Raw genomic sequence first — 13,267 nt, 5'->3', positions numbered from 1 at the left:
CCGGAGGGTCAGGACACCTGAAGGCCGCCGGGGGGTCAGGACACCTGGCCGACGTGGGCGAGGGCCTGCTTCAGCAGCGCCCCGTGCCCGCCCGGCATCTCGCACTGCACCGTCTCGGACGCGGCCTCCTGCGGCGTGAACCACACCAGGTCCAGCGCGTCCTGCCGGGGGCGGCAGTCCCCGGTCACCGGGACGACATAGGCGAGGGACACCGCGTGCTGCCGCGGGTCGTGGTAAGGGGTGATCCCCGCCGTCGGGAAGTACTCGGCGACGGTGAACGGCTGGAGCGAGGCCGGTACCCGCGGCAGCGCCACCGGGCCGAGGTCCTTCTCCAGGTGGCGCAGCAGGGCGTCGCGCACCCGCTCGTGGTGCAGGACCCGGCCGGAGACCAGGGTCCGGCTGACCGTGCCGTTCGGCCCGATGCGCAGCAGCAGACCGATGCTGGTGACTTCGCCGCTGTCGTCCACGCGCACGGGCACGGCCTCGACGTACAGGATCGGCATGCGGGCGCGCGCCATCTCCAGCTCGTCGTCGCTCAGCCAGCCGGGTGTGGTTTCGGTCATGTCAGACATTGCTTGATCATACTTTCCGGGTGTGGCGCGCGCTCAGTCGCGGGCGGGGGCGGGGGCGGGTGTGGGCAGTCCGTACAGGCGGCGGGCGTTGTCCCGGCCCGTCCAGGCGGCGATCCGCAGGGCGTCGGGCAGGCTCAGCTCGTCCGCGTCCACCCGGTCCTGGAGCAGCGCGGCGAGCCCCTGCCGGAAGCACAGCGCGCCGAGGTGGTGGAACTCGGCCACACCGTACGCGTCGGAGCTGTACAGCAGTTTGCCAAACGGGGTGATCTCCAGTGCCTCCTCCAGGATCGCCCGGGCCCGGGCCGGTCCCGCGTGGTGCAGGGCAAGCCCGACGTCGAGGTACACCTGCTCGAACACCGCGGCCAGATAGGCGGCGTTGCGCTGGTACGGCCAGCAGTGCAGCAGCAGTACGGGCACGGCGGAGCGGGTCAGGTGCAGCCAGTCCGTCAGCAGGGCGGGGTCGGCCCGGTGCAGCCGGATGTCGGCGTCGCCGAACCCGGTGTGCAATTGCAGCGGCAGCCCCAGGTCGACGGCGGTCCACAGCAGATGCCGTGTCAGCACCGGGTCGGCCGGCCGGCCGCCCGCCGTGAGCCAGTGCCGAGCCGCGTCGGTCACCTCGGCGTCCGTGGGCCGGGCCGGATCCAGGGCGAAACCGGTGCGGTAGGCGGCCACCGACTTCACCGCGACCACGCCCGGTCGCCGCACCGCCCGTTCGGCGGCGGCGCGGAACACGCGCGCGTACTCGCCCGGCTCGACGCCCTCGCGGGCCACCGTCTCGGCGACCGCCTCCAGCCGTACCACCTCGTACGCCGTCGCGCCCGCGGCCCGGGCCAGTTCGGCGGGGGAGGTGAGGGGATGCGGGGTGTACCCGGTGTCGACGCAGAACGCCTCGGCCGCCGCCGCGGACAGGAAACGCCGGTTGACCTCGGCCCAGCCCGGGGCGGTGCGCCGGGCCAGGTAGTCGGCGGCGGGCGTGTGCCGGGGCAGGTCGAGCAGGGGCGCGCAGTGGCGGCGCACGGCCACACCGACCGGGGTGTCGAAGGCGGAGATCCCGCTGCCCGGCCGGGCCTCGCCCTCGGTGAGCAGCGACTCGAACTCGGCCGGGGCGAGGTCGGCGGCGACCGCGCCGTGACAGTGGTGGTCCACCAACGGCAGCCCGGCGAGCGCCTCTTGGACCGCGCCCATGGTCAGTACCGCCAGCGGTAGGCCGCCGCCACCTGCGCGTCGTCGAGGCCCTCGACGGCCCGGACCTCTCCGAGCCGGACCGCGGTCACCGCGTCGGCCAGGACCGGCCCCAGCGCGGCGCGCAGCACCGGGTCCACGCGGAACGCCTCGACCGCCGCCGTGAGCGTGGTCGGCAGCCGCCGCACGCCCCGGGCGGCGGCCTCGTCGGCGTCGAACCGGGCCGGGTCCCCGGTGATCTCCTCGGGCAGTGGGGCCGCGGCGGCGAGGCCGTCCAGACCGGCGGCGATGACGCAGCCGAGCGCGAGATACGGGTTGGCGGCCAGGTCGACCGGTTTGACCTCCAGGTTCGCGTCCCGTTGCCGACGGCCCGTGGTGCCGGTGACGACCCGCAGCGCCGCCTCCCGGGTCTCCCGGCCCCAGCAGGTGAACACGCCCGCCCACTGGGCGGGCCTGAGCCGCAGATAGCTGGCCGGGCTCGGCGCGGTCACCGCCGTCAGCGCGGGCAGCCGGGCGAGCACCCCGGCCGCGAACGACTCCGCGTCGGCCGTCATGCCGTACCGGCCCTCGCCGCCCGCGTGCAGATTCGCCCCGGCCCGCCAGCAGGACAGGTGCAGATGACCGCCGTTGCCGACGCCGGTGGCGAGCACGGCCGGGGCGAACGACACCCGCAGCCCGTGCCGCCGCGCCACCGCCCGGACGGTCTGCCGCACGAGCACGCTCCGGTCGGCCGCCGCCACCGGGTCCAGCGCGCCCACCGACACCTCGAACTGCCCGGCCGCGTACTCGGGATGGACCTGGTCGACATCGATGCCCTGTGCGGCCAGGGCGGCGAGCAGGTCGGCGGTGCAGTCGCTCAGCTCGACCTGCCGGGTGGCACCGTAGGCCGGGCCGGACACCGCAGGGACGAACGCCCCCTCGGGCGCGGTGTCCAGGCCGACGGACCACTCGACCTCCACGGCCGCCCGGAAGGTGAGGCCGAGCCGGGCCTCGGCGTCCGCGACGACCCGGCGCAGGAAGGTCCGGCTGCACCCGGGGTGCGGCTCGCCCTCCTGGGTGATCCGGTCGACCGGGGCCCAGGCCCAGCCGGGCTGACCGGTCAGTTCCACCAGCCGGTCCAGGTCCGGGTACAGCCGCAGATCTCCGTCCGGCGAACCGAGGACGTCCGTGGTGACGATCGAGTCGTCCGCCAGGAAGGTGTCGAAGACCGGTGACATGCCGACGCCCCAGGCGGCCGCGTCGGCGAGCCGGGCCGTCGGGATCGTCTTCACCCGGCCCACGCCCGCCGTGTCGACGTAGGCCAGGACGATCCCGCACACGCCCCGGCCGGTCAGTTCGGCGGCGCGTTCCACGGCCCGCTCCACATCACCGGGACGCCCTCCGGGCACGGGGTCGGCCAGCGTGGTCATACGTCCTCCTGACGGGCTCGGCTGTCCGGTCCGGGGTCAGGGTTTCACGGCCACCGCGCCGAACTGGGGCACCACCGCGGGGGAGTCGGGACCGGCGCGCCACTGCGAGCACGGCACCAGGCCGGGTTCGAGCAGGTCCAGTCCGTCGAGGAAGGCGGCGACCTCGGGCCTGGCGCGGGCGATGATGGGCGGCGTGGCGTTCTCGTTCCAGAACTCCATGGCGGCCACGTTGCCCACGCCGCCGAACTCGGCGTCGCGGGTGGGGTGGGTCAGCGCGAGGAAGCTGCCGGAGGGCACCGCCGCCATGACCCGGCGCACGATGTCCCGGGCCTTGTCCGTATCGAGCACGAAGTTCAGGATGCCCAGCATCATCACCGCGACCGGCCGTGACAGGTCGAGGGTCTCGGCGGCCCGTCGCAGGATCGCGTCCGGGTCGTGCACATCGGCGTCGATGTAGTCGGTGACGCCCTCGGCGGTGCTGGTGAGCAGGGTACGGGCGTGCGCCAGCACGATCGGGTCGTTGTCGACGTACACGATCCGTGACTCGGGCGCGATCCGCTGTGCTATCTCATGGGTGTTGTTCACGGTCGGCAGCCCGGTGCCGATGTCGAGGAACTGCCGCACCCCGCGTTCCTCGGCCAGGAACCGGACCGCCCGCCCCAGGAACTCCCGGTCCGCGCGCGCGACCGCCCGGATCACCGGGAACAGCCCGGCGACCTGCTCGCCGACCTGCTGGTCGACCTCGTAGTTGTCCTTGCCGCCGATCCAGTAGTTCCAGACCCGCGCGTTGTGGGCCACGGAGGTGTTCAGCCTCACCGGCCCGCCCGCAGGGGGGTGCCCCTCGCTCACATCGCTGCCCTTCTCATACGCGGTCGTCCGCCTGTGCGGTCGTCCGCCGACATTCTGCCGCCCGATGATCGGGAATGTCCCGGGAATTCGGACAGCGGGCGGCGGCTCGGGGAGGCCGGTCCTCGGCGCCGAGGAGGCCAAGCGGATCCCCGAGGCGGGGCGGGGCGGGGCGGGCCCCGGGGCCGCGGGTGCCCACGGGCCCCCCCTGGGGGGGGGGGGGGGGGGGGGGGCCGCGGGGGGGGGGCGGGGGCCGGCGGAGCCGCGCCGCGCGGGGTGGTGTTCGGCCCGACGAGCGGACGCCGGTACGCGACGCCGGCCCGAGCCCGCGTGCCCGTACGCGACGCGCCGACCGCCCGTGGCCCAGGTGGTCGGGCCCGTACACGGCCGCGCCGTGCCCGGTCAGGACGCCGACGCGCCCTTCGTGGCGGCCGGTGTGCTTGCCGTAACCGTGCGCCACGAGGGCCGGATACCGCGGCGCCGGGTGCGGCCACTCGCGTGCGCCGATCGCGTCCCGGGTGCCGGTCAGGGCGTGCTCCCGGGCGTGGGCCAGGGGTCCTCCGAACGCCTCGATGACGGTATGGGGAGATCTTCCCAGCGGTCCGGACGGCGGTCTCTAGTCTAAAACCAGCAGTGCTAATTAATCCGCTGGTGAACAGCGCCGACGGTCAGGAGTCCAGCCGTGCGCCCCGTCCACTTCGCGGCCGCCCGCCGCACCCCCATCGGCAAGCTGCGCGGAGCCCTGTCCTGCGTCCGGCCCGACGACCTCGCGGCGGCCGTCATCCGCCCTCTGGTGGCCGATGTGCCCGCGCTCGACCCGGCCCGGATCGACGACGTCTACCGGTGCGCCGCCAACCAGGCCGGCGAGGACAACCGCAACGTCGCCCGGATGGCCGCCCTGCTCGCCGGCCTGCCCGAGACCGTGCCCGGCGCCACCGTCAACCGGCTGTGCGCCTCCGGCCTGGAGGCCGTCACCGCCGCCGCCCGCACCGTCGCGGCCGGCGAGGCCGACATCGTGATCGCGGGCGGCTCCGAGTCGATCAGCCGCGCCCCCTTCGTGCCGCCCCGCCCCGACGAGGCCCTGCCGCACCGGATCGAGACCGTCGACACCCGGCTCGGCTGGCGCCTGGTCAACCCGGCGATGCGGGACCTGCACGGGCTGCTGCCCATGGGCGAGACCGCCGAGGAGGTCGCCGCGCGGTACGGCGTCCCGCGCGAGCGCCAGGACGCGTTCGCGCTGCGCAGCCACCGACGGGCCGCCGCGGCCCGCGAGAACGGTCACTTCGACGACGAACTGCTGCCCGTGGAGCGCCCGGACGGCATCGTCGTGGACCGCGACGAATGCGTCCGCGAGGACACGTCGCCGCAGCAGCCGGCTCGGCTGGGGCCGGTCTTTCGCCAGGGCGGCACGGTCACCGCGGGCAACGCCTCGCCGACGAACGACGGCGCCGCCGGACTGCTGCTGGTCAGCGAGGAGGCCTGAACGAGCTGGGGCTTCAGAGCTGCGAACAGAATGGGCGCCCGGCGTGCGGCGTCTGGCACGCACTCCCCCAGCCTTCGGCCGGGAGGTGCCCCCACGCGGCGTTGCCGAAACGCCCTGGTAGCTCCGCTACGAGGACCTTCCGGCGCCTTGCGATCGCACGCACCAGACGCCGCACGCTGATCGGACTCCCACTCTGTTCGCAGCTCTTAGGCCGTTGATCCGACGGCGGGTGTGTTCCGTCCGGGGTCAGGCTGTTGCCGGGTCCGGGGTCGGTGGGGTCAGGTGCTGGGCCAGCCAGGTGGGTACGCCGCCGAGGAGGCGGAACAGGCGGCGGGCCTCCTCGCGGAGCCGGGACGCCTCCGGCTCGGACGCGGTGTCGGCGAGGGAGGCCAGGGCCGGCGCCGTGCCGACCAGATAGCCCAACTCCTCGCGGATACGCAGGGATTCGGCGAAGCCGTGGCGCGCCTCGGCCACCTCTCCGTCCCGCAGGGCGAGCCCCGCGAGGTGCCGCCAGGTGAAGGACAGGAGCAGCGGGTCCGCGTGCGCGGTGGCGCTCGCGTGGGCGCGGTGGTACGCGGCCCGGGCCGCCTGCGGGGAGCGGGCCAGGTTCTCGGCCAGCAGACCCCGGCGGAAGTCCAGCAGCGCCCGGCCGGGCGCCTTGGGCGGGATCAGGGCCGCCGCCCGGCCCAGCGCGGCCCGCGCCTCGTCCGCCCGGTCCCGCACCCCGTGCAGCGTGGCCGCGTAGGCGAGCTGGCCGCGCTCGCAGGCCGCCGCGCCGCGTTCCTCGTCGCTCTGGGCCACCGCCTCCGCCGTACGCAGCGCGTCCTCGGCCTCGGCCCAGCCCCGCTCCGTGTACAGGCAGCGTTCGACCAGCAGTCCGGCCCGTTGGAGCGCGGCCGACGCGGTGTCCGGCCGGAGCAGGGCCGCCGCGTCGGCCCAGCAGGCCCGCGAGCGCAATCGCCATACCGCCGTCTGGAGCGGATCGTCACCGGCGGTCGTTCCGTTACCAGACATGGCGGAATGCGCCACATTGCCCTCCCAGAGCGCGCCGTCGAGCTGTTGAGTGGTGGCGGCATTCCAACACCATTTCCCGGGCCGGGCCAAGAGGCTGGGTGAAGGATTTCACAAAGTCGTGGGACAGGGCGTCACCCGGCGTCCACCCGGCGCACGCCCGCGTGACCTCAACTCATGCGCAGCGCAAGGAAGAAATCGAGCTTGTCCTCCAGCCGCGAAAGGTCCCGTCCCGTCAACTGCTCGATCCGGCCCACCCGGTACCGCAGCGTGTTGACGTGCAGGTGGAGCCGGGTGGCACAGCGGGTCCAGGAGCCGTCGCAGTCCAGGAACGCCTCCAGCGTCGGGATCAGCTCGGCCCGGTGCCGGCGGTCGTAGTCGCGCAGCGGGTCCAGGAGCCGGGCGGTGAAGGCCCGTCGCACGTCGTCCGGTACGAACGGCAGCAGCAGTACGTGCGAGGCCAGCTCCTGGTGGCCCGCAGCGCACACCCGCCCGGGGCGTGCCGCGGCCACCCGGCGGGCGTGCCGGGCCTCCTCCAGCGCCCCGCGCAGCCCCTCCGCCGAGTGCACGGCCGCGCTGACGCCCAGGGTGACCCGGCCGTCGTCGCCCAGGCCCGCCGTCAGCGGGTCGCGTATGGACGCCAGCAGCGCATCGGCGAGGACCCCGGACTCCGAGCCGTCGTGCTCGGCGGCGACGGCCGGGAGCGGGACCAGCGCGACGGCCTCGTCGCCGGTATGGGCGACGGCGATGCGGTCGGCCGGCTCGGGCCCGGTGGCCAGCGGGTCGACCAGGATCTCCTCCAGCAGCGCCTGGGCGACCGGGCCGCCCGCGACGTCGCCCGCCCGGTGCCCGTCGGCGCCCTCGGCCGAGGCCCCGCCGGGCACGCCGGCCACGCCGGGCACGCCGGGCCCGTCCTCCCATTCGACCCGGGCCGCCACCACCTGCCAGTGCGGGGCCGCGCCGAGACCGGGCAGCAGCACCGGCGCGGCCACCCGCAGCCGCGCGGCGATCTCGGCGGGTGCGGCACCGGCCTGCACCAGCTCCAGCACCTCCTGCGCGAGCCGGCGCCGCACCGTGCGCGCCGCGTCCCGCCGGTCCCGTTCGACCGCGATCAGCTGGGTGACGCCCTGGAGCAGATCGAGCCGCTCCTCGGGCCACTCCCCGGCGTCGGCCTCGACGGCGAGCAGCCAGTCCGACAGCACCGTCTCACGCACGTCCCGGGCGGCCTGCGGCGAGCGGCCGCCGGAGCGGATCGGGAAGAGCGAGTACGTCGTGTGGCCGAGGACCAGCCGGTGCGGGCCGCGGCGGCCGGTACGGGTGGCCGCCAGGTGCTCGGCGGCCAGCCGGGCGTGCGCCCCGGCGGGCAGGTCCGCTCCCCTGACCTTGGAGCCCGCGATCAGCCGGCCGGTGGAGGACAGCACCCAGGCCCGCAGGTCCAGGTCGGTGCCGAGCAGGTCGAGGACCACGTCCGGGCCGCCGCCCGCCGGGCCCGCGGTCATCATCCGCCGGTGCCGGTCCACGACGGCCGCCAGGTCCCCGGCGCGCTCGCCGGACACCTGGCGCACTACGTACTCGGTGATCGTGGCGAACGCCACCGACTCGTGCACCGCGAACAGCGGCAGCCGGTGCCGTGCGCAGGCCAGCACCAGGTCGTCCGGGACGGTGCCCAGCTCGGCCTCGCCGGCGGCCAGGGCGGCGACCCCGGCCTGCACCAGGATCCGTACGAACCGCTCGGAGTCGGCGGCGTCCCGGCGTCTGGCCAGCTCCGTCAGAACCAGCTCGCCGCCCGAGAGGTAGCGGCTGGGGTCCTGTAGGTCGGTGGTCATCACGCCGCGTACGGTCCGGTCCAGCTCGTCCTCGCCGCCGAGCAGCCGCAGGCCCAGCGCATCGGTGTCCAGAAGTGCGCGCAGCCGCATTTCGTCGCCGCCGTTCTGTGTCTTGAAACCTACGATGAATCTTGGTGGGGAAGTCGGGGGAGGAGCCCGGTGACCGGTGCGCGGGCCGCTCTCCACGACGGCCCCCGCCGTGTCCCGCGTTTCCTCGGGAGAACGGTGAGGTTTCTGATGACCTCAGTTCATACGAATCTACAAGATGCTCTCCCTGGCCAGCCAACTCCTTCATGGTTTCGGTGACTGACCCGCTCGGAGCACGGCGCTGTGTACTGACCCCACTCCGCGTGAACAGCACAGGAACGAGCCGGGCCACCGCACACGCATTGGCTCGATCTGTACGCCCCACACGACGCAGAAGAAGAGAGCCGGTCATGGACTTCCTTCGCCCCGCCAGCTGGGAGGAGGCGCTCGCCGCGAAGGCGGCGCACCCCACCGCCGTGCCGATCGCGGGTGGCACCGACGTGATGGTCGAGATCAACTTCGACCATCGGCGGCCCGAGTACCTCCTCGACCTCAACCGGATCGGCGAGCTCTACGAGTGGGAGGTCGGCGAGGACACCGTGCGGCTGGGCGCCTCGGTCCCGTACACCGGGATCATGGAGCACCTCCGCGCCGAGCTGCCCGGCCTCGCGCTCGCCTCGCACACGGTCGCCTCCCCGCAGATCCGCAACCGCGGCGGCGTCGGCGGCAACCTGGGCACCGCCTCCCCGGCCGGCGACGCCCACCCCGCGCTGCTCGCCGCGGGCGCCGAGGTCGAGGCCGAGTCCGTGCGCGGGACCCGGCTGATCCCGATCGACGACTTCTACACCGGCGTGAAGCGCAACGCCCTCGCCGCGGACGAGCTGATCCGCGCGGTGCGGATCAAGAAGGCCGACGGGCCGCAGCAGTTCTCCAAGGTCGGCACCCGCAACGCCATGGTCATCGCCGTGTGCGCCTTCGGGCTCGCGCTGCACCCCGAGACCCGGACCGTGCGCACCGGGATCGGCTCGGCCGCGCCCACGCCGGTGCGCGCCAGGACCGCCGAGGACTTCCTGAACGCGGCGCTCGACGAGGGCAGCTGCTGGGACAGCGGAAAGGCCGTCACCCCGTCGGTCGCCCGGCGGTTCGCGGACCTGTGCGCCGCCGCCTGCAACCCGATCGACGACGTCCGGGGCACCGCGAGCTACCGCCGCCACGCGGTCGGTGTCATGGCCCGCCGGACGCTCACCTGGGCCTGGGAGTCGTACCGCGGCGCCCGCCCCACCACCGAGGGAGTCGCGTGATGCGTGTCCACTTCACCGTCAACGGACGGCCCCAGGAGGCGGACGACGTCTGGGAGGGCGAGTCCCTGCTGTACGTGCTCAGGGAACGCCTCGGCCTGCCCGGCTCCAAGAACGCCTGCGAGCAGGGCGAGTGCGGCTCGTGCACAGTCCGCCTGGACGGCGTCCCGGTGTGTTCGTGCCTGGTCGCCGCCGGTCAGGTCGAGGGACGCGAGGTGGTCACCGTCGAGGGCCTGGCGGACTACGCCGAGCAGCGGTCGTGCGGGGCGCCCGCCCGCGGCACCTCGCTCGACAAGGCCCGGCGGTGGCAGGCGCAGGGCACGCAGAGCACGCAGAGCACGCAGAGCACGCAGAGCACTCAGGGCATGCAGGGCACCGGCGCGCGGACCGGCGAGGGCACCGGGCTCTCCCCGGTCCAGCAGGCGTTCATCGACGCGGGCGCCGTCCAGTGCGGCTTCTGCACCCCCGGTCTGCTGGTCGCCGCCGACGAGATGCTGGAGCGCAACCCCCGTCCGACCGACGCGGACATCCGTGAGGCGCTGTCCGGCAACCTGTGCCGCTGCACCGGCTACGAGAAGATCATGGACGCGGTCCGCCTCGCCGCCGCCCGGCAGTCCGAGGGGGTCCGAGCATGACCGACGGCGCTCCCACCAAGATCACGCAGGGCATTGCGACCAAGGGCGGCATCGGCGAGTCCACGCTCCGTCCCGACGGCATCCTCAAGGTCACCGGAGAGTTCGCCTACGCGTCCGACATGTGGCACGAGGACATGCTCTGGGGCCAGATCCTGCGCTCCCCGCTCGCGCACGCCGAGATCGCGTCGATCGACACGAGCGAGGCCCTGGCCACCCCGGGTGTCCACGCCGTGCTGACGTACGACGACCTGCCGGCCGACGTGAAGCACTACGGCCTGGAGATCCGGGACACCCCCGTCCTGGCCCACGGCAAGGTGCGCCACCACGGAGAGCCGGTCGCGATCGTCGCCGCCGACCACCCGGAGACCGCGCGCCGCGCCGCCGCCAAGATCAGGGTCGACTACCGCGAGCTGCCCGTCATCACCGACGAGGCGTCCGCGACCGCCCCGGACGCCCTCCTCGTCCACGAGCACCGCACCGATGACCATGTGGCGCACGTCCCGCACCCGAACATCGTCCACCGACAGCCGATCGTCCGCGGCGACGTGGCCGAGGCCGCCCGGAGGGCCGACGTGATCGTCACGGGGGACTACACCTTCGGGATGCAGGACCAGGCGTTCCTCGGTCCCGAGTCGGGGCTCGCCGTACCCGAGGAGGACGGCGGTGTCCACCTGTATGTGGCCACCCAGTGGCTCCACTCCGACCTGCGCCAGATCGCGCCCGTTCTCGGCCTGCCCGAGGACAAGGTCCGGATGACGCTGTCCGGCGTCGGCGGCGCGTTCGGCGGCCGGGAGGACCTGTCGATGCAGATCCACGCCTGTCTGCTGGCACTCCGCACCGGCAAGCCGGTCAAGATCGTCTACAACCGTTTCGAGTCCTTCTTCGGGCATGTCCACCGCCACCCGGCCCGGCTGCACTACGAGCACGGCGCCACGAAGGACGGCAGGCTCACCCATGTGAGCTGCCGCATCGTGCTCGACGGCGGCGCCTACGCCTCCGCCTCCCCGGCCGTCGTCGGCAACGCCGCCTCCCTCGGCATCGGCCCGTACGCCGTCGACGACGTCGAGATCGAGGCCATCGCCCTCTACACCAACAACCCGCCGTGCGGCGCGATGCGCGGCTTCGGCGCGGTCCAGGCGTGCTTCGCGTACGAGGCGCAGATGGACAAGGTCGCCGACCGCCTGGGCCTGGACCGGGTGGAGTTCCGTCAGCTGAACGCGATGGAACAGGGCACCGTCATGCCGACCGGGCAGCGGGTCGACTCGCCGGCCCCGGTCGCCGAACTGCTGCGCCGCGTCAAGGCGTTGCCGATGCCACCGGAGCGCCAGTGGGAGAGCAGCGAGGGCGCCGACGTACGGCAGCTGCCCGGCGGCCTGTCCAACACCACCCACGGCGAGGGCGTCGTACGCGGCGTCGGCTACGCGGTCGGCATCAAGAACGTCGGCTTCTCCGAGGGCTTCGACGACTACTCGACCGCCAGGGTCCGGATGGAGGTCGTCGGCGGCCGGCCGGTGGCCACCGTGCACACGGCGATGGCGGAGGTCGGCCAGGGCGGCGTCACCGTCCACGCACAGATCGCCCGCACCGAGCTGGGCGTCACCCAGGTGACCATCCAGCCCGCCGACACCCAGGTGGGCAGCGCCGGTTCGACCTCGGCGTCCCGGCAGACGTATGTCACCGGCGGCGCCGTCAAGAACGCCTGCGAGCTGGTGCGCGAGCGGGTCCTGGAACTGGGGCGCCGCAGGTTCGGCACCTACCACCCCGCCTGGGCGACGGCCGAACTGCTGCTGGAGGGCGGCAAGGTCGTCACCGACGGCGGCGAGGTGCTCGCCGACCTGGTGGACGTCCTGGAGGACGAGGCAGTCGAGGTCGAGGCGGTGTGGCGGCACCGGCCCACCGAGCCCTTCGACCTGCGCACCGGCCAGGGCAACGGCCATGTGCAGTACTCCTTCGCCGCGCACCGCGCCGTCGTCGAGGTCGACACCGAACTGGGCCTGGTCAAGGTGGTCGAGCTGGCCTGCGCCCAGGACGTGGGCAAGGCGCTCAACCCGCTGTCGGTCGTCGGCCAGATCCAGGGCGGCACCACGCAGGGCCTGGGCATCGCGGTGATGGAGGAGATCGTCGTCGACCCGAGGACGGCGAAGGTCCGGAACCCGTCCTTCACGGACTACCTGATCCCCACCATCCTCGATACACCGACCATCCCCGTCGACGTGCTCGAACTCGCCGACGACCACGCGCCGTACGGGCTGCGCGGGGTCGGCGAGGCCCCCACCCTGTCCTCGACCCCGGCCGTTCTCGCGGCGATCCGGAACGCGACCGGGCTGGAGCTGAACAGGACGCCGGTCCGACCGGAACACCTCACGGGCACGTAGCGACTCCGTCGTGGGGGAGCCGAGTTGGCGGTTGTTGTTCGGGTGCGGGTGTGTCGTGGCTGGTTGCGCAGTTCCCCGCGCCCCTATGGGGTGTGGGGCGGTGAGGTTGTTGTTCGGGTGCGGGTGTGTCGTGGCTGGTCGCGCAGTTCCTCGCGCCCCTTTGGGGTGCGGTCCGACTGCGCCCTTCATCCGATAGCCGTGAGGAGACCGAGACATGCTGGACATCGCCGACGAGCTGAACCGATGGGTCGAGCGGGGGCGTGATGTCGCCGTGGCCACCGTGGTCGCGGTCGGTGGCAGCGCGCCGCGACTGCCCGGCGCCGCCCTCGCGGTGGACGCCGACGGCACCGCGATCGGCTCGGTCTCCGGCGGCTGTGTGGAAGGCGCCGTCTACGAGCTGTGCCGGCAGGCGCTCCAGGACGGCGAGACCGTCCTCGAACGCTTCGGCTACAGCGACGCGGACGCCTTCGCCATCGGCCTGACCTGCGGCGGCGTCATCGATGTCCTTGTCACCCCGGTGCGGGCGGCCGATCCCGTCCGCCCGGTCGTGGCATCCGCGCTGGCCGCCGCCGCACGCCGTCAGGCGGCGGCGCTCGCGCGGAT

At 73.9% G+C, this 13,267-nt stretch carries 11 protein-coding genes and 1 pseudogene; 5 read left to right on the top strand and 7 right to left on the bottom strand.

The window, feature by feature from the left end:
• Positions 1 to 35: 35 nt before the first annotated feature.
• Genes ACWEKM_RS22155 through ACWEKM_RS22135 form a run of 5 tightly spaced genes read right to left on the bottom strand, consistent with a single transcriptional unit; the run spans position 36 to position 4,469 of the window.
• Positions 36 to 563 carry an NUDIX hydrolase family protein gene (locus ACWEKM_RS22155; RefSeq protein WP_451622943.1) on the bottom strand — a complete coding sequence of 176 codons (528 nt, stop codon included), beginning with the start codon at positions 561 to 563 and terminating at the stop codon, positions 36 to 38.
• A gap of 42 nt (positions 564 to 605) precedes the next feature.
• The gene (locus ACWEKM_RS22150) at positions 606 to 1,757 is read right to left on the bottom strand and encodes an amidohydrolase family protein (RefSeq protein ID WP_451622902.1); all 1,152 of its coding nucleotides are present in this window, start codon (positions 1,755 to 1,757) and stop codon (positions 606 to 608) included.
• A gap of 2 nt (positions 1,758 to 1,759) precedes the next feature.
• Positions 1,760 to 3,163 carry a glutamine synthetase gene (locus ACWEKM_RS22145; protein ID WP_451622901.1) on the bottom strand — a complete coding sequence of 468 codons (1,404 nt, stop codon included), beginning with the start codon at positions 3,161 to 3,163 and terminating at the stop codon, positions 1,760 to 1,762.
• A 36-nt stretch (positions 3,164 to 3,199) separates the two neighbouring features.
• On the bottom strand, positions 3,200 to 4,012 hold the full coding sequence (locus tag ACWEKM_RS22140; protein WP_451622900.1) for an SAM-dependent methyltransferase: 813 nt from the start codon (positions 4,010 to 4,012) through the stop codon (positions 3,200 to 3,202).
• Between the two features lie 13 nt (positions 4,013 to 4,025).
• On the bottom strand, positions 4,026 to 4,469 hold the full coding sequence (locus ACWEKM_RS22135; RefSeq protein ID WP_451622899.1) for a hypothetical protein: 444 nt from the start codon (positions 4,467 to 4,469) through the stop codon (positions 4,026 to 4,028).
• Between the two features lie 222 nt (positions 4,470 to 4,691).
• Between ACWEKM_RS22135 and ACWEKM_RS22130 the strand changes: the two are divergent.
• A pseudogene (locus ACWEKM_RS22130) lies at positions 4,692 to 5,512 on the top strand (acetyl-CoA C-acyltransferase); the annotation flags it as partial.
• A 226-nt stretch (positions 5,513 to 5,738) separates the two neighbouring features.
• Here ACWEKM_RS22130 and ACWEKM_RS22125 read toward each other — a convergent pair.
• Together ACWEKM_RS22125 and ACWEKM_RS22120 are read right to left on the bottom strand one after the other, a co-directional pair.
• A complete protein-coding gene (locus ACWEKM_RS22125) occupies positions 5,739 to 6,506 on the bottom strand; it encodes a hypothetical protein (protein ID WP_451622898.1) in 768 nt (255 codons plus the stop codon).
• 167 nt (positions 6,507 to 6,673) lie between these two features.
• The gene (locus ACWEKM_RS22120; protein WP_451622897.1) at positions 6,674 to 8,419 is read right to left on the bottom strand and encodes a PucR family transcriptional regulator; all 1,746 of its coding nucleotides are present in this window, start codon (positions 8,417 to 8,419) and stop codon (positions 6,674 to 6,676) included.
• A 347-nt stretch (positions 8,420 to 8,766) separates the two neighbouring features.
• Between ACWEKM_RS22120 and ACWEKM_RS22115 the strand changes: the two genes are divergently transcribed.
• From ACWEKM_RS22115 to ACWEKM_RS22100, 4 genes are all read left to right on the top strand, one after another.
• Positions 8,767 to 9,657, top strand: coding sequence for an FAD binding domain-containing protein (locus ACWEKM_RS22115; RefSeq protein WP_451622896.1), 891 nt, complete (start codon positions 8,767 to 8,769; stop codon positions 9,655 to 9,657).
• Positions 9,657 to 10,289, top strand: a complete 633-nt coding sequence (locus ACWEKM_RS22110) for a (2Fe-2S)-binding protein (protein WP_451622895.1) — start codon at positions 9,657 to 9,659, stop codon at positions 10,287 to 10,289. The genes ACWEKM_RS22115 and ACWEKM_RS22110 overlap by 1 nt, the downstream gene beginning before the upstream one ends.
• Positions 10,286 to 12,664: a xanthine dehydrogenase family protein molybdopterin-binding subunit gene (locus ACWEKM_RS22105; RefSeq protein ID WP_451622894.1), complete on the top strand. Its 2,379-nt coding sequence runs from the start codon at positions 10,286 to 10,288 to the stop codon at positions 12,662 to 12,664. The genes ACWEKM_RS22110 and ACWEKM_RS22105 overlap by 4 nt, the downstream gene beginning before the upstream one ends.
• Before the next feature lie 214 nt (positions 12,665 to 12,878).
• A partial coding sequence (locus ACWEKM_RS22100) for an XdhC family protein (protein ID WP_451622893.1) occupies positions 12,879 to 13,267 on the top strand: 389 nt, incomplete at its 3' end.

Source organism: Streptomyces sp. NPDC004752 (genome assembly GCF_053601275.1).
The sequence above is the reverse complement of the archived record's forward strand: the minus strand, read 5'-3'. Positions and strand labels throughout refer to the sequence as shown.

Excerpts from the sequence above, each read along its gene's own strand:
- ACWEKM_RS22115 (WP_451622896.1), top strand. The coding sequence starts at position 8,767 with ATGGACTTCCTTCGCCCCGCCAGCTGGGAGGAGGCGCTCGCCGCGAAG.
- ACWEKM_RS22150 (WP_451622902.1), bottom strand. The coding sequence starts at position 1,757 with ATGGGCGCGGTCCAAGAGGCGCTCGCCGGGCTGCCGTTGGTGGACCAC.
- ACWEKM_RS22120 (WP_451622897.1), bottom strand. The coding sequence starts at position 8,419 with ATGCGGCTGCGCGCACTTCTGGACACCGATGCGCTGGGCCTGCGGCTG.
- ACWEKM_RS22145 (WP_451622901.1), bottom strand. The coding sequence starts at position 3,163 with ATGACCACGCTGGCCGACCCCGTGCCCGGAGGGCGTCCCGGTGATGTG.
- ACWEKM_RS22110 (WP_451622895.1), top strand. The coding sequence starts at position 9,657 with ATGCGTGTCCACTTCACCGTCAACGGACGGCCCCAGGAGGCGGACGAC.
- ACWEKM_RS22105 (WP_451622894.1), top strand. The coding sequence starts at position 10,286 with ATGACCGACGGCGCTCCCACCAAGATCACGCAGGGCATTGCGACCAAG.
- ACWEKM_RS22155 (WP_451622943.1), bottom strand. The coding sequence starts at position 563 with ATGACCGAAACCACACCCGGCTGGCTGAGCGACGACGAGCTGGAGATG.
- ACWEKM_RS22125 (WP_451622898.1), bottom strand. The coding sequence starts at position 6,506 with ATGTCTGGTAACGGAACGACCGCCGGTGACGATCCGCTCCAGACGGCG.